Origin of the sequence: Humibacter sp., from assembly GCF_051954055.1 — a bacterium.
Classification (GTDB): domain Bacteria; phylum Actinomycetota; class Actinomycetes; order Actinomycetales; family Microbacteriaceae; genus Humibacter.
On the sequence record NZ_JBQCIE010000107.1, the window covers coordinates 23,395 to 38,880 of the forward strand.

General features: G+C 68.2%; 14 protein-coding genes. 2 read left to right on the forward strand and 12 right to left on the reverse strand.

Annotated elements, in window-relative coordinates; translation table 11 throughout:
- Window positions 1–66 precede the first annotated feature (66 nt).
- The 8 genes from ACTHNC_RS13540 to ACTHNC_RS13575 form a co-directional block, all read right to left on the reverse strand.
- Window positions 67–234 (reverse strand): hypothetical protein, encoded by a 168-nt coding sequence (locus ACTHNC_RS13540; RefSeq protein ID WP_440295133.1) that lies wholly within the window; start codon window positions 232–234, stop codon window positions 67–69.
- 7 nt (window positions 235–241) lie between these two features.
- A complete protein-coding gene (locus ACTHNC_RS13545) occupies window positions 242–1,126 on the reverse strand; it encodes a LacI family DNA-binding transcriptional regulator (protein WP_440295134.1) in 885 nt (294 codons plus the stop codon).
- A gap of 19 nt (window positions 1,127–1,145) precedes the next feature.
- Window positions 1,146–3,662, reverse strand: coding sequence for a glycoside hydrolase family 2 protein (locus tag ACTHNC_RS13550; protein WP_440295135.1), 2,517 nt, complete (start codon window positions 3,660–3,662; stop codon window positions 1,146–1,148).
- Window positions 3,663–3,702: 40 nt separating this feature from the next.
- Window positions 3,703–4,518, reverse strand: a complete 816-nt coding sequence (locus ACTHNC_RS13555; RefSeq protein ID WP_440295136.1) for an ABC transporter ATP-binding protein — start codon at window positions 4,516–4,518, stop codon at window positions 3,703–3,705.
- Window positions 4,515–5,462, reverse strand: a complete 948-nt coding sequence (locus ACTHNC_RS13560) for an ABC transporter ATP-binding protein (protein ID WP_440295137.1) — start codon at window positions 5,460–5,462, stop codon at window positions 4,515–4,517. The genes ACTHNC_RS13555 and ACTHNC_RS13560 overlap by 4 nt, the downstream gene beginning before the upstream one ends.
- The gene (locus tag ACTHNC_RS13565; RefSeq protein WP_440295138.1) at window positions 5,459–6,427 is read right to left on the reverse strand and encodes an ABC transporter permease; all 969 of its coding nucleotides are present in this window, start codon (window positions 6,425–6,427) and stop codon (window positions 5,459–5,461) included. The genes ACTHNC_RS13560 and ACTHNC_RS13565 overlap by 4 nt, the downstream gene beginning before the upstream one ends.
- Before the next feature lie 14 nt (window positions 6,428–6,441).
- On the reverse strand, window positions 6,442–7,431 hold the full coding sequence (locus tag ACTHNC_RS13570; protein WP_440295139.1) for an ABC transporter permease: 990 nt from the start codon (window positions 7,429–7,431) through the stop codon (window positions 6,442–6,444).
- Between the two features lie 85 nt (window positions 7,432–7,516).
- Window positions 7,517–9,217, reverse strand: coding sequence for an ABC transporter substrate-binding protein (locus ACTHNC_RS13575; protein ID WP_440295140.1), 1,701 nt, complete (start codon window positions 9,215–9,217; stop codon window positions 7,517–7,519).
- A 125-nt stretch (window positions 9,218–9,342) separates the two neighbouring features.
- Here ACTHNC_RS13575 and ACTHNC_RS13580 point away from each other — a divergent pair, with 125 nt between their 5' ends.
- Together ACTHNC_RS13580 and ACTHNC_RS13585 are read left to right on the forward strand one after the other, a co-directional pair.
- Window positions 9,343–10,575 (forward strand): ROK family transcriptional regulator, encoded by a 1,233-nt coding sequence (locus ACTHNC_RS13580; RefSeq protein ID WP_440295141.1) that lies wholly within the window; start codon window positions 9,343–9,345, stop codon window positions 10,573–10,575.
- A gap of 130 nt (window positions 10,576–10,705) precedes the next feature.
- Window positions 10,706–11,536 carry a cytochrome c oxidase assembly protein gene (locus tag ACTHNC_RS13585; RefSeq protein ID WP_440295142.1) on the forward strand — a complete coding sequence of 277 codons (831 nt, stop codon included), beginning with the start codon at window positions 10,706–10,708 and terminating at the stop codon, window positions 11,534–11,536.
- A 17-nt stretch (window positions 11,537–11,553) separates the two neighbouring features.
- On the opposite strand, the gene lysS is transcribed toward ACTHNC_RS13585, so the two are convergent.
- From lysS to ACTHNC_RS13605, 4 genes are all read right to left on the reverse strand, one after another.
- Window positions 11,554–13,101, reverse strand: a complete 1,548-nt coding sequence (lysS, locus tag ACTHNC_RS13590) for a lysine--tRNA ligase (RefSeq protein ID WP_440295143.1) — start codon at window positions 13,099–13,101, stop codon at window positions 11,554–11,556.
- Window positions 13,102–13,206: 105 nt separating this feature from the next.
- Window positions 13,207–14,148, reverse strand: coding sequence for a 4-phosphopantoate--beta-alanine ligase (locus ACTHNC_RS13595; protein WP_440295144.1), 942 nt, complete (start codon window positions 14,146–14,148; stop codon window positions 13,207–13,209).
- The gene (locus ACTHNC_RS13600; RefSeq protein ID WP_440295145.1) at window positions 14,145–14,951 is read right to left on the reverse strand and encodes a Rossmann-like and DUF2520 domain-containing protein; all 807 of its coding nucleotides are present in this window, start codon (window positions 14,949–14,951) and stop codon (window positions 14,145–14,147) included. Before ACTHNC_RS13600 ends, ACTHNC_RS13595 begins: the two co-directional genes overlap by 4 nt.
- Window positions 14,951–15,486, reverse strand: a 536-nt coding sequence (locus tag ACTHNC_RS13605; protein WP_440295146.1) for a PH domain-containing protein, incomplete at its 5' end; no start/stop codon positions are given. The genes ACTHNC_RS13605 and ACTHNC_RS13600, both read right to left, overlap by 1 nt.

Genomic DNA, 15,486 nt, shown 5'->3' on the forward strand with positions numbered 1-15,486 from the left:
CTGGGGCTGACGCTAGCACCGGCGGGCGACGGTCTGCGCCACCGACAAGGGGTGAAGTGAGCCGGACTAATGCTGCAGGCCGCGGCGGGCGCGCTCCTGCGCCTCGATCTTCGCGTACGCCTTGCGCTCACTGCGGTCGGCGTGCACGAGCGAACGCATCACTATCCAGAACACGAGCCCGACGAGAACCGTCGGCGCGAGCGCCCAGATGATGCCTGCCCATACGCCGTCCATGATGTGGTCAAGGATACGCGCTGGAGCCCCGCGAGACCGACGCGTCGATCCGAGGGGCGGCCGTGGAGCCACGCTGGATGAAGACCGACAGCGGCGCCGTGACGTCCTGCGGCTCTCCCCCGTCGATCACGGCCAGCAGCGTGGTCGCGGCGAGGCCGCCCAGGTCTCGCACGTCGTGGCTCATGGCCGACAGCGGCGGCGTGGCCAGCCTGCAGAGCGTCGAGTCGTCCCAGGCCACGATCGACAGGTCGTCGGGTACAGACATCCCCCTCGCCTTCACCGCTTCGAGTCCCGCGACAGCCATCACGTCGTTGTCGACGATCACCGCGGTTGGCGGCTGCGGCCGATCGAGCAACTGCAGGATGGCTGCGGCACCGCTCGGACCGGAGTAGTCGCCGATCGCGGTGCTGGAGGTTCCGCCTGCCGTCGCCATGGCATCCGCGAAGGCCACCGCACGGGCCTGCGTGTGCACAAGGCGCTCCGGGCCTGAGACGCGTCCGATCGCGCGGTGCCCGAGCCGTACGAGTTCCTCGACCGCATGCACGGTCGTCGTGTAGTTGTCGACGCGAACGACGGCGCCGCCTGCGGCATCCACCGGCTCGCCGAGCGTCACGTGCGGCAGACCGAGTTCGGCGAGCACGGCGCCGCGGGGGTCGTCGACGGTGAGGTCGCTGACCACCACGCCCGCGACGGTGCCCGAAGCAGCCCACCTGCGATACGCGGTGAGCTCGTCCGGCACCGTCGGCACGGTCTGCATCAGCACGCGCATGCCGCGCGGATGCAGCACGTCTTCCATGCCGGCGATGACCTCGCTGTAGAACGGGTCGACCCCGACCGGCGAGCGCAGGAACGCCATGCCGATCGACGCCGGCTCGTTGCGTTTCGCACTCATGCGTACAGTATCGCCGCGTTCATGAGCGCGATCGGTCGCCGGCGAGCAGGTCGTTGGCGCTACGCAGCACGAGCGGATCGGTGAACGCCGCAGGGGCGACGTCGGCGCTGCTGCTGACGTGGAACGCGGTCGTCTCGCCCGCGAGCAACGTGACGAGGCCCTGGTCGACGGTGGCGGCGGCATCCACCCGGTCGACGGCGAGGAACACGTCACGGGCGTACGAGCGCGCCGTCACGGCGACCCGGTATCCGTTCTCGGTGCGCACCGCGGATGCCTGCACCGCTTCGGGGTCGAGGCTCTGCCCCGCCACCTCTGCGCCGTTCCACACGGCACGCACGAATCCGTCCACGACGGCCACGATCACCTCGGCGCCACGCTCGTCCAGTCCGGCGACATCGGCCGGCAGCCGGTATGTCGCCGCACCGCGCGCCTCGACGACGACGGGCAGCGTCAGCTCGGCGAGCACGGTGCCGTCGAACGCGAGCCGCGCCAGGCGTGCGGTGGTGGATACCGCATCCGCCGTGTCGTTGACAAGCACGAGCGCGAGGTACTCCTCCGGCTCGCCGAGCGCGGTCGGGTCGGCGTGGCGCGGGTCGATCGTGCGTGGCTGGATGGTCGCGAGCCGAGGTGCGTAGGCGTCCCGCATGGCGTACCAGAGCGGCTTGCGGTGCTCGTCGAAGTCGACAGCCGCCCACGAGACGACCGGCCAGTCGTCGTTCAGCTGCCACAGGATCGTGCCCGTGTTGTACGGCGTCAGCGACCGGAAGTGCTCGACCCCGAACCGGATCGCGTGCGTCTGGTTGAGCTGCGCCGCCCAGTGCCAGTCCTCGATTGAGACCGGCCGTGGCAGGTGCTCCGCCATGCCACGCTCCAGCTTGATGTTGCCGTACTCCGCCTTCTGGTGCACCAGCAGCTCGTGCCCGTACGGCTCCAGGGGCTCATCGTGCACCACCCGGGTGAGCGTGCTCCACGCGGGCGGGCCCTGGAAGCCGAACTCGCTGACGAAACGCGGACGGTGCTCACGGTAGGCGGCGTAGTCGCGCTGGTTCCAGACATCCCAGATGTGCATGGTGCCGTTGCGCGGATCGTTCGGATGCGCGTAGTCGACGAACGAGAACGGGCTCGCCGGCGAGTACGGCCTGGTCGGGTCGAGCTCGGCCAGCAGTCGTGGGAAGAGCTCTCGGTAGTACCCGTCGCCCCAGGCGCGGCCAGCGAGTGCTTCCCGCCACCCCCACTCGACGTAGCCCCAGATGTTCTCGTTGTTGCCATTCCAGATCGCCAGCGAAGGATGCTGCGACAAGCGCACGATCTGCTCGCGCGCCTCGGCCTCCACCTCGCTGGCCAGCCACTCCTCCTCCGAGTACGCGGCGCAGGCGAACAGGAAGTCCTGCCACACCAGCAGGCCGAGCTCGTCGGCCAGTTCGTAGAAGTCGTCGGACTCGTAGATGCCGCCGCCCCACACCCTGATCAGGTTGACGTTCGCCTCCACCGCGTCGGCGAGGCGGCGCGCGTATCGGTCGCGGGTCATCTCGGGGAGAAACGCGTGGTCCGGAACCCAGTTCACGCCGCGCACCAGTACGTCCTCGCCGTTCACCCGCACGACGAACCGGTTGCCTGCCTCGTCGGGCGAGGTGTCGACCTCGACCGTGCGGAAGCCGACGCGGCCCTGCCAGGCGGCCGCGGGCATCCCGCGCACCGCTACCGTCACGTCGTACAGCGGTTGCGCGCCGTGCCCGATGGGCCACCACAGCCGGGCGTCGGGAACCCGCACGACGACGGATGCTCGCACCTCCCCCGCTGCAACGCTCGCGTCCGCACGCACCGAACCGACCCGCACGTCGAGGTCGAGCGCATCCGCCGCAGCGCCGTCGCGCTCCACCTCGACGTGCACCGTGGCGACGCCGTCAGTACCGTCCATGTCCACGAGCGGACGCACGGAGGCGACGCGCGCACCGCTCCAGGAGTCGATGCCGATCGGCTTCCAGATGCCGCTCGTCGCCGCGTCGATGCCCCAGTCCCAGCCGAAGTTCGATGCGGACTTGCGCAGCTGGTTGAACGAGTGGTGCATGACCTTCGGCCAGGCACCGTGCTCGGCGTCCCGCCGCTCCACCTCGGTCACCGGCGCGGCGAACGTGATCGTGAGCTCGTTGGCGCCGGCGCGCAGCAGCTCTCGCACGTCGAAGCGATAGCTGCGGTGCTGGTTCTCTGTGCGGCCCACCAGCCGTCCGTTCAGCTCGATCGTGGCCACCGTATCGAGACCGAACGCGACCAGGTCGTGGCGGGAGGAGCCGTCATCCGACCAATCGAATGTGGTCGCGTACCGCCACACCGTGCTCCCGATCCACTGCTGAGTCGCCTCGTTGTCCCCGTCGAACGGGTCGGCGATCAGGCCGGCGCGCAGCAGGTCGGTGTGCACGACGCCCGGGACCGTGGCGCGCACGTCGCGAAGCTCGACGCCGTCGGGGGTCGGTCCCTGAACCGCTGTGACGGTCCAGCCGTCGCGGATCGGGGTGAAGGTGCTGGGCGTGAAGGGCATGGTGTTCTTTCTGTTTCGTGGTTCGTGCGGCCGCAACCGCCTAGGGCGTGGCCCCGGCGAGCTCCTTGAGCCGGAGCTCCGGGTTCGGCGCCGCGGCCGCCAGCAGCTTCGTATACTCGTGCTGCGGATTGAGGATGACGTCGTCGGCCGGCCCGCGCTCGACGATCTCGCCGCGGAACATCACGAGGATCTCGTCGGAGAAGTGCCTGGCCGTCGCGAGGTCGTGCGTGATGTAGAGCACGCCGAGGTTCTCCTCGCGCTGCAGCCCGGCGAGCAGGTTGAGCACGCCGAGGCGGATCGAGACGTCGAGCATCGACACGGGCTCGTCGGCGATGAGCATGCTCGGCTTGGGGGCGAGCGCACGCGCGATCGCGACCCGCTGCCGCTGCCCGCCGGAGAGCTCGTGCGGATGCTTCCCCGCGTACTCCTCCGCCGGCGTCAGTCGCACGCGTTCCAGGAGCCCGGCCACACCGGCTTCCACCTCTGAGCGCGTGCGACCGCGACCGTGCAGTCTGAGCGGCCTGGCCAGGTGGTGCGCGATCGAGTGGTACGGGTTCAGCGACGCGAACGGGTCCTGGAAGACCATCTGCACCTGGTGCCGGTAGTCGCGTAGACCGCGCCCGTGCCGACTGACCGGCTTTCCGTCGAGCAGGATCTGTCCGTCGCTCGGATGCTCGAGCTGCAGCAGCAGCTTTGCGATCGTCGACTTGCCGCTTCCGGACTGGCCGACGAGGGCGACGGTCTTGCCCGACTCCAGCGTGAAGCTCACGTCGTTCACCGCGACGAGCTCGTGCGATTTCCATCCGCCGCGCACGCGGTAGCGCTTGAACACGTTGCGGAACTCGAGGGTGGTCATCGGCGCGCTCCTTCGGTCTCGGCCGGCACATCCTCTGCGGCGCCGGCACCCGCATCCGATACCAAGCGCTCGTCGTGCACACCAGTGCGGATGAAGTCGCCGCGGTCCCCGGTGAGGCTTGGGAAGGATGCCAGCAGCTGCTTCGTGTACGGATGCTGCGGATTCGTATAGAGGTCGTACGCGTCGTTCAGCTCGACGATCTCGCCGGCCTTCATGACGGCGATCCGGTCACTGATCTCCAGGAGCAGCGGCAGGTCGTGCGTGATGAAGATCACCGCGAAGCCGAGCTCCGCGCGCAACCGCGAGATCTCGTCGAGGATCTCCCGCTGCACCACGACGTCGAGCGCCGTCGTGGGCTCGTCCATGATCATCACCTGCGGGTCGAGCGCCATCGCCATGGCGATCATCACGCGCTGCCGCATGCCGCCGGAGAGCTCGTGCGCGTACGACCGAAGCCGATCGCGCCCGACGCCCACGCGCTCGAGCAGGTCCCCGGCGCGCTGCACCCGCTCCTTCTTCTTCAGCTCCGGCCGGTGCGCCGTGAAGATGTCCTCGAGCTGGTCCTGGATGCGGATGACCGGGTTGAGTGAGTTCATCGCGCCCTGGAACACCATCGAGATCTTGTCCCAGCGGAACGCCCTGAGGTCAGCCCCGCCGAGTGACGCCAGGTCGATCGAGTACCCCTCGCGAGAGTGGAATGTGGCGGATCCCGACGTGATCAGCGCCGGCGGCTTCAGCAGCCGCGTCACGCCATAGGCGAGTGTCGACTTGCCGCATCCGGACTCGCCGGCCAGCCCCAGCACCTCGCCACGCCCGAGCGTGAGCGTCACGTTCTTCACGGCATGCGTCGTGCGGGCACCGAGGTAGTCGACGCTGAAGTCGTCGATGGTCAGAACCGGGTCCGCCACGTTGCGGGGCGGACGGATGCTCGTGGCGGCGCTCATTTGATGTCCTCCTTCTCGAGGAGCTTGATCTGCGACGCGTTCAGGCCCCACGCCTTGCGGGCGGCCCTGGTCTGGTTGCGCAGCTTCGGGTTGATGATCTCGTCGATCGAGAAGTTGATCAGTGAGAGCGCCGCGCCGAAGAGGGCGATCACGAGGCCCGGCGGCACGAACCACCACCAGGCGCCCTGCGTGAGCGCGAGGTCGTTGTACGCCTGATAGAGGATGGTGCCCAGCGTGAACGAGTTGTTCGCCCCGAGGCCGAGGAACGACAGCCCCGCCTCGCCGAGGATGGCGAAGATGATGGCGAACACGAACTGCGACGCCATGACCGGGATGAGGTTCGGAAGGATCTCCACGACCAGCACGCGCCAGGTCTTCTCACCAGAGACCCGCGAGGCGGCGACGTAGTCCCTGTTGCGCAGCGAGAGCGTGACCGCCCTGAGCACGCGCGCCGATCCGGCCCAGCTGGTGATGGCCAGCACGATGGCGATCAGGAACAGACCGCGCTGGTTCTGCGGCACGTAGTTGCCGATCACGATCACGAGCGGCAGCCCGGGGATGACCAGGATCACGTTCGTGAACAGCGCGAAGCCCTCGTCCACCGCTCCGCCGATGTACGCGCCGAGGATGCCGAAGAACGCCGACAGCACGGTGGCGAGCACGCCGACGGTGAAGCCGATCACGAGCGAGCCGCGGGTGCCGTACGCGATCTGCGTCCAGACATCCTGCCCGGTCTGCGTCATGCCGAGCCAGTGCTGCGGCCCAGGCGGGGCGAATGCGTCGGTGCTGATGGCGTTGGGGTCGCCGACCATGAGCGGCCCGACGATTCCCCAGAGGATGATGACGCCGGCAATGATCAGGCCGACTAAGAGCTTCGGCGAGCGCGATGGCAGCAGACGGGCGATGCTGCGCCTGGTGCCGATCGCGGCGGGCGCGACGTCGGTCGTGGCGAGTGTGGATGCCATGGGTACAGCACCTCCTAGGACCGCGCGCGTGTGCGCGGGTCGATGAGTCCGTACAGCACGTCGACCACGAGGTTCGCGGCGAGCACCGAGAGTGAGATGACGAGGAAAACGCCCTGCATCAGCGCGTAGTCGTCGTTCGAGACGGCCGAGAAGAGCAGCTGGCCGATGCCGGGATAGCTGAAGACCTGCTCGGTCACGATCGATCCGGAGACGACGAAACCGAGCGAGATCGCGAATCCGGAGAGCGAGGGAAGCACAGCGTTGCGCGCCGCATACGTCATGCGCACCCGCCGCGGGCTCAGGCCCTTCGCCTCCGCCGTGACGATGTAGTCCTCGGAGAGCGTGGAAACCATCATGTTGCGCATGCCGAGCATCCATCCGCCGATCGACGAGACGACGATGGTGAGCGCCGGCAGGAATCCGTAGTAGATGGCGCTGCCGATGAAGTCGAGGCTGAACCCGGGCGTCGTGGTGGCCACGTTGTAGCCGCCCGCGTACGGGAACAGCGGAACCACGCGGGTGAGCACGAGCACCAGGATGAGCGCGAGCCAGAAGTAGGGAACGGCCTGGAACATCGTGGTCACCGGAATGAGGTTGTCGAGCCACGATCCGCGCTTCCAGCCGGCGAGCATCCCGAGGCCGATGCCGACGATGAACGAGATCAGCGTGGCCAGCCCGACGAGTGCGATGGTCCAGGGCAGCGCCTGGCCGATCACCGTCGTGACCTTCTCCGGGTAGTTGGTCAGCGAGATGCCGAGGTCGCCGTGCAGCAGGTTCACGATGTAGTCCCCGTACTGCTGCAGCAGGTTTCCGCTGCCGCCGCCGAGCTCGACCTCGAGGGCGTGCCTGGTGCCGGGGGTGACCGGCTGGCCGGCCGCACCCATCTTGGCGATCATGATGTCGACCGGGTTGCCCGGCATCATGCGAGGAATCAGGAAGTTCAGCGTCACCGCCGCCCACAGGGCGACGACGTAGAACGCGATCTTCTGCAGGTAGAACCGCATCTGAAGTCTGCTTTCTGCGTGGTCGTGAGCCGGGCGGATGCTTGGCAGGCATCCGCCCGAATCGCGACCCCTTATCGCGTTGCGGCTACTTCACCGGGCGGATCGTCTTGAGCACGATGCCCATGCCCCAGTTGCCGCCCCACGGAAGCGGGAACGCGTACTGGTTGCTCTGCGATGGCCAGCCCGTTGCGCGCGAGTTGTTGTACTCGGCGAGCGCGGAGTTCACGTACACCGGCACATACGGCATGTCCTTGACGATCTGGTCCTGGATCGTCTTGTACGCCGCCTGCTTCACGGACTCTTGGTTGGTGGTGGCGAGCTGCTTGATCGCCGCGTCGACGGAGGCGTTGGAGTAGCGCGACGTGTTCGTCGACGCCGCTGGCTGCCCGACGGGGGCGGTCGCCGAGCTGGACAGGTAGTTGTTGTATTGGAAGTACGGGTCGGACGAGACGCCCATGTTGACCGAGTTCATCGAGATCTGGAACTTGCCGGTCGACTCCGCCTGCGTCCACGCGTTCTGCGCCATCTGGTTGACGGTGAGCTTGATGCCCGCGGCCTTGAATTGGCCCTGCAGCAACTGGCAGATCGTGTCGTAGTCGGTCCAGCCGGAGACCACGTTGACCGACAGGTCGAGCTCCTGGCCGTCCTTCGCGTAGTAGCCGTTGGAGCCGAGCTTCCAGCCGGCCGCCTCGAGGATGCCCTTCGCCTTGGAGACGTTCGCGCTCTGCGGCACTTCCAGGTAGTCGGGGTTCGTGATCTGCGACTTGTTCACGGTGTTCAGCAGCAGCGACGGGGATGCCGGCGCACTGAACCCTGCGGCGGCCTGCTTGTCGAGCTGCGTGCGGTCCATCGCGTAGTACATCGCCTGACGCACCGCGACATCGGTCTGCGGCCCCGTGCAGCCGAGGGATGCGTTTTCACAGGTGAAGAGCGCGGTGGTCGCCTGCGGCGAGTTCGAGTAGCTGAGGTCCTTGTGCTTGGACATGATGCTCTTCAGTGTTGGCAGGAAGGCGCCCATGTAGTCGGTCTGGCCGGCCTCGAGGGCGGAGGTCGCGGCATCCGCGTTGGCCAACGAGATGGTGCGCACCTCGTCGACCTTGGGCGCATCCGCACCCGTGCCCCAGTAGTTCGGGTTCTTCTCGAGCACGTAGCTCTGCGGCGTGAAGCTCTTCAGCATGTACGGGCCGGTGCCGACCGGGCTGGTGTTGGTCACCTTCGTCGGGTCGGAGATCTTCGACCAGATGCTCTGCGGCACGATCGGCTCGTTGCCCAGGATCTGCGGCTCGAGCGTGAACGCCGTGGACGGGAAGGTGATGACGACCGTGTCATCGGCGGTCTTCTTGGCGACCCACTTGACGCCGGAGGTGTTGAGTGCCGGGTTGTTCGAGATGAGGTTGAGGGAGTACACCACGTCGTCGGCGGTCTCCGGCTTGCCGTTCGACCACTTCACGCCCTGGCGCACCTTGACGGTGAGCTGCGTGCCGTCGCTGTTCCAGCTGTACGAGGTTCCGAGCAGCGGCACCGGCTTACCGGCACGCGCCTTGTTGTAGTAGAAGAGCGGCTCGTAGATGGCGCCGTTCGTCTGCGGTAGATAGGCGCCCGTGTTGTTGAGCGGGTTGAAGTTCTCCGTGAAGTTGCCGACCTGACCGGTGAACATCGTGATCGAGCTCGTTCCCGAGCCGTTCGAGGAGCCGTTCGCTGAGCATCCGGAGAGTGCCAGCGTCGCCGCGGCTGCGACCGCGACGAGCGCGACGCCGAAGCGACGCCGTGTGCTGCGTGGAGACATCCTTGTCCTTTCGTTGACGTCAAGCGCGGTGCAAGGAGTTCACCGCTCACGCTGACGAAGGCTCGCTTCGCCGCGATTCCTCTTTCTTAGGTCACTTTATAAAGCGTGTCAAGTTAGCATCGTGTGTGAAGATCGAACACGAGGAGGCATCGGTGGTCAGACAGCGGGTCTCGCTCGCAGGTGGAACGAGCAGGGGGCTGGTGCTCGATCTCATCCGCACGCTCGGGCCGATCAGCCGCGTGGAACTGGCCGAGACGACGGGGCTCACCCAGGCGACGATGTCGACCGTCGTGCGCCAGTTGCTCGGCGAGGGGCTCGTCATCGAGACCGGCCGCGGCGAGTCCACCGGCGGCAAGCCTCCCGTGATGCTCGACGTGAATCCGGATGCCCGCTTCGCCGTTGGCGTGCAGCTCGGGCGGGAGTCGATCACCTACGTCGTGATCAACCTCTCCGGCTCCATCGTCGGCCGCACGCGCACGACCGGCATCGGATCGACCGAGCCTTCGGAGATGGTGCAGCGACTGGCGGCAGAGGTGGACCGCACACTCGACGGGCTCGGCATCGAGAAGGCCTCCGTCGTCGGTGTCGGTGTGGTGGCGCCGGGACCCCTGGATGTCGGCAGGGGCATGATCCTGCACTCCCCGCACCTCGTCGCATGGCTCGACGTGCCGATCCGCTCGATGCTCTCGGATGCTGTGGGACTCCCGGTCATCTTGGACAACGACGCGACCGCCGCGGCGATCGGTGATTTCTGGAGCGGCAAGCTGGACGACGCCGTCGCGCACGCGACGGTGTACATGGGCACGGGGATCGGCGCCGGCGTGCTGATCGACGGCATCGTGTTCCGCGGCTCTAGTTCCAACGCCGGCGAGCTGGGCCAAGTGGTGGTCACCGGCTCAGACGGACGGCTCACCTACCTCGAGGAGATCGCTGACCCGGGCGCCGTCGTGCGCCGTGCCCGGGCGACCGGTGAGGCGGCGCGACTCGGGCTGCCTGACGACGACGACTTCGGCGGGTTCCGGGTGATCGCCACGGCGGCCGCGCGGGGCGACGTGGGCGCCACGGCGCTCATCGAGGAGTCCGCGGAGCTCCTCGCCTCTGGGGTGCTGACCCTGGCGAACCTGTTCGACCTGGACTCGGTGTCGCTCGCGGGTCCGGCGTTCGCCGTGGCGGGACCGACGTACGTGCGCGCCATCACGCGCCGACTCGACGAGGACTTCTTCGTGCGCACGAAGCACGGCATCCGGGTGCGACTGTCGACGGATGTCTCCGACGCCGCCGCCGTCGGAGGCGCCGCGCTCGTGCTGCAGACGGAGTTGGCCCCGCGCACGATGGGGTTGTCCGCGGTCGCGGGGTGAGCATCCCGCTCCAAGGCTGTCGGCGGATAATGGCCGGGCATCCAAAGTTTCGTTCGCCCCCACGGAGCCACCCACGCCTGACGTACTGACGTTCCTCACCACGTTCTCGTTCAACCCGTACGCGCTCGGGGTGATCGTCGTCGCCGGGGTGCTCTACGGCCTCGGCATCTTCTACGCGCACCGCAACGGGGTGAAGTGGCCCTTGTGGCCGACATTCGCGTTCTACGTGCTCGGGCTCGGTTCGTATGCCTGGTTGGAGTTCGGATTCCTCGGCACGTGGAGCGTCGACCTGCGCTGGGCGTTCACCACGCGAGTGGCGTTCCTGCTGTTCGTGGTGCCCGGCCTGCTGGCGCTCGGCCGGCCCGTCTCGCTCGCCCGGGCCGCGATGTCGGGGCTGTCCGCGCGGGTGCTGGAGCGCATCCTGAACTCGTGGCCGATCCGACTCATGGGCAACGCGATCTTCGCGCCGGTCGTCGCACTGATCGGGTTCTGCCTGTTCCTCACGCCGTTCGCGGCGACCCTTCGCCTCGATCCGGGCTGGGAGGCCGGGATCACGATCGGAGTTCCGCTCGTCGGGCTGCTGATGGTTCTGCCGGTGACCGACAGCGGCCTGCTGCGCACCAGCCTGTTCATCACCGCCGAGTTCCTGCTCGCCTTCGTGGAGCTGGTGATGGATGCCATCCCCGGCATCCTGCTGCGCCTCAACGAGACCGTGCTCGACCATGCCCCAGCAATCACGGGTGCACTACCGGGGTGGTTCCCTAACCCGTTGCACGACCAGCATCTCTCGGGCGACTTCCTGTGGTTCATCGCCGAGATCGCAGACATCCCCGTGCTGATCGTGCTGTTCGTGCGGTGGATGCACACCGACAAGCGCGAGGCCAAGCAGATGGACGACCTCACCGACGAGCAGATGGAACAGCTCACGCAGGAGCACCTGAAGCGCTTCCAGCAGCGGTAGCGCCTCGCCGCTCAGGCCTACTTCACCAGGGGGAAGAGGATGGTCTCCCGGATGCCTAGGCCGGTCAGGGCCATCAGCAGGCGGTCGATGCCCATTCCCATGCCACCGGTGGGGGGCATGCCGAACTCGAGGGCGCGCAGGAACTCCTCGTCGAGCCGCATCGCCTCGTCGTCGCCCTGCGCCGCGAGCCTGGCCTGCTCGACGAAGCGCTCCCGCTGCACGACGGGGTCGACGAGCTCGGAGTATCCGGTGGCGAGTTCGAAGCCGCGGATGTAGAGATCCCACTTCTCCACGACACCCGCCTTGGAGCGGTGCGCGCGCACGAGCGGTGAGGTGTCCACCGGGAAGTCCCGCACGAAGGTCGGCCGCTCGAGGCCGCCCTTCACGAAGTGCTCCCACAGCTCCTCGACGTACTTGCCGTGGATCGGATGCTTGACCTCGATGCCCAGCAGCTCCGCGAGCGAGGCGAGCTCGTTCAGCGGGGTCTCCGGCGTGATGTCGGTGCCGCCGGTCCACGGAACGCGACCGGATGCGACGGCCTCGGTGAGGGCATCCGTGAGGCTCTCGTACATCGAAACCGAGTCCCACTCGCCGCCGAGGTCGTACTCGGTCCCATCGGCCCACGTGACGACGTGGCCACCGCTCGTCGCCCATGCTGCGTCCTGGATGAGCGTCCGCGTCAGCTCGGCCATCGTGTTGTAGTCGCCGTACGCCTGGTAGGCCTCGAGCATCGCGAACTCGGGCGAGTGCGTGGAGTCCGCGCCCTCGTTGCGGAAGTTGCGGTTGATCTCGAACACCCGGTCGATGCCGCCCACCACGGCGCGCTTGAGGAACAGCTCGGGCGCGATGCGCAGGAAGAGCTCGGTGTCGAACGCGTTCGAGTGCGTGACGAACGGGCGAGCGGATGCCCCGCCGTGCATCGTCTGCAGCATCGGCGTCTCCACCTCGATGAAGCCGCGTGAGGCGAAGGTGGCGCGCAGCGACGCGACGGCCTTCGCGCGGTTCACGACGTTCGTGCGGGCCTGCTCGCGGGCGATGAGGTCGAGGTACCTGCTGCGCACGCGGGTCTCCTCGGAGAGCTCGTTGTGCAGGTTCGGCAGCGGAAGGATCGCCTTCGCCGCGATCGTCCACTCGTCGACCATGACGGAGAGCTCGCCGCGACGCGACGAGATGACCTCGCCATGCACGAACACGTGGTCGCCGAGGTCGACGAGCTCCTTCCAGCGCGCAAGCGATTCCTCGCCGACCGACGCGAGCGACACCATCGCCTGGATGCGCGACCCCTCGCCGGACTGCAGCACGGCGAAGCAGAGCTTGCCGGTGTTGCGCAGGTGGACAACACGGCCGGCGATGCCGACGGACTCGCCGGTGGAGGCATCCGCTTCCAGCTCGCCGTACTTCTCGCGAAGTTCGGGGATGGTCGCAGTGATCGGCACCCCGACCGGGTACGCCCCGCCCGCGGCATCCGCCTCGGCGATCAGTCGCTCGCGCTTGGCGAGCCGCACGGCCTTCTGCTCGCCGATCTCGTCAGCGTTGAGTTCAGCGGCGGGCTGGTCGGTCGCCATGGGTCCTCTTCGTGTCCGTGTAGTGGGTTTGGTTTCGATACGCGGCCTTCGGCCGCTACTCAACCGGCGGTAGAGGTCGGGCTCAACCGGCGGTAGAGGTGGGGCTCAACCGGCGGAGCGGAGCACGACGGTCGCGTTGTCGATGAGCCGCGTTCCGTCCACTCGGGCTGCGATCAGCGCGAGGGCGGGGCCGCGGTACCGTTCGTCAACGGAACGGAAGGTCTGCGGGTCGACGATGGCCAGGTAGTCCAGCTTAACCGCCGAGGATGCCTCGACGCGCGCGCGTCCCGCCGCGAGAGCCTCTGCAGTCCCCCGGGGTGCCGCTGCCGCGACCTCCTGCAACGCGGCCGACAGCGTGACGGCTTCGCGTCGGGCATCATCGCTCAGGTAGCGGTTGCGGCTGGAGAGAGCGAGACCGTCCGCCTCCCGTACGGTCGGCACGGCCTCGATCGCGACGGGGAGGTTCAGGTCGGTGACCATGCGGCGCACGAGAAAGGCCTGCTGCGCGTCCTTCTGGCCGAACATGGCGGCATCCGGCTGCACCGAGTTCAGCAGCTTCGCCACGACTGTGAGCATGCCGTCGAAGTGGCCCGGCCGGGACTCCCCCTCGAACAGCGCCGCCACGTCGCCGCCGCTGATGCGGGTCTGCGTCGGACCGTCCGGGTACATCTCGTCCACTCCTGGCGCGAACACGACGAGGCGCCGCGGCGGCGCGCCCTCGGCGTGATCGGAGAACGCGCCGCCGTCGGTGTTGTCGGCGGTGAGCGCCGCGAGGGCTTCGAGGTCGGCGTCCCAGGTTCGCGGGTAGCGGTCGAAATCCTCGTTCGGTCCGAACTGCAGCGGGTTCACGAAGATCGAGACGATGACGAGGTCGGCGAGCTCACGCGCCCGGCGCACGAGCGCGAGGTGACCGTCGTGCAAGGCACCCATCGTCGGCGCGAGCGCGACGCGGGCGCCGTGCGCACGGGCATCCTTCACGATGCTGCGGATGCCCGCGATGGTCTTCGCCACCGGCGGGGCGGGAGGTGCGGATGCGGTCGGGCTCATCGGTCTCCGTCAGTCGGGGGTTGGTCGGGATCGTACGGGTCCGGCGGCTGCGGCGGCTCCGGGAATGCGGTGGATGCCTCCAGCAGCCCCGGCATGTCGAGCGCGTCGAGTTCGGTAGGGGCACCGGCGCGACGCAGCGCCTCGTCGACGGATGACCGAACTAGCGACGACAGGTAGGCGCCGGCGTTCTCGATGCCGACCCTGGTCAGAATTCCGGATGCCTGCTCGACGATCGAGCGCGAGAACGTGGTGGCCGTGGCGATCGCCTCCGCGTAGGCGGGGCGGTCCTCCTCCTCGACGATCACCGGTTCGCCGCCCATCTCGACGACGAGCGCCTGCCCGATGGGCTGCACCGGGCCTGGTGCGGTGACGGCGAAGTAGCTCTCCGCGAGCCGGGCGAGATCCAGGCTGGTTCCGCTGAACACCATCGCGGGATGGATGGCGAGCGGGATCGCCCCGCGCTGCAGCGCCGGCGTCAGAACCCCGGTGCCGTGCTCCGGCGAGGTGTGCACGACAAGCTGCCCGGCCTGCCAGGTGCCGGCCAGGGCGAGCCCGTTGACGAGCTCCGGCAGCTCGGCACCCGGCACGGCCAGCAGCACGAGTTCTGACCGCTCGATGAGGTCGGGGATGCTCAGCACAGGCGCTCCTGGGAGCAGCGCCTCCGCGCGCTCCCGGTTGCGTTCGCTCGCGGTCGCGATGCCCACAATGGCATGGCCCGCTCCGGCGAGCGCCGCTCCGAGCACCGGCCCGACGTGGCCCGCACCAACGATTCCGACGCCCAGGCGCCCCGATCGTGCCGGCATCAAGACTCCCCTCGCTCGTCGGGATGATCGGGCGTCTCCGCGTCGGCCCAGGCGATCGCCCCTGCGCTGACCAGCGCGAAGAGCTCCTCGGCCGCGCGGGTGTCCATCACCGGAACCTTTGCGTGCACCGGTCCGTCGATCAGGTGGACGTCGGCGGAGGAGAGATCGAGGATGCGTCGCGCCGGTCCCTGCTCCACCTCCACGCTCTGCATGCGCGCCAGCGGCACGAACACGATGCGCCGCCACACGGCCCCGTGCCGCACCACGATGACGCCGTCCGCGATCGTGTAGCCGGTCTTGCGCCACGAGAACGGACGCAGCCACGCGGCCCGACGGGGCGCCCGTGAGAACGCGGACTGGTCGGCGCGCGCCGTCATCCCCGCGTGCGCGATGGCGTCCCGCACCGTGTCGTCCATGCCGGGCAGCAGTAGCGGGAGCACCCGCTGCACGTCACGACGGCTGCCGACGGGGAGTGTCGTCGTGCGGGCCTCGCCGGCCGAGTTCTTGCCGCGGGTGTGGCCTGCCGTGTTCATCC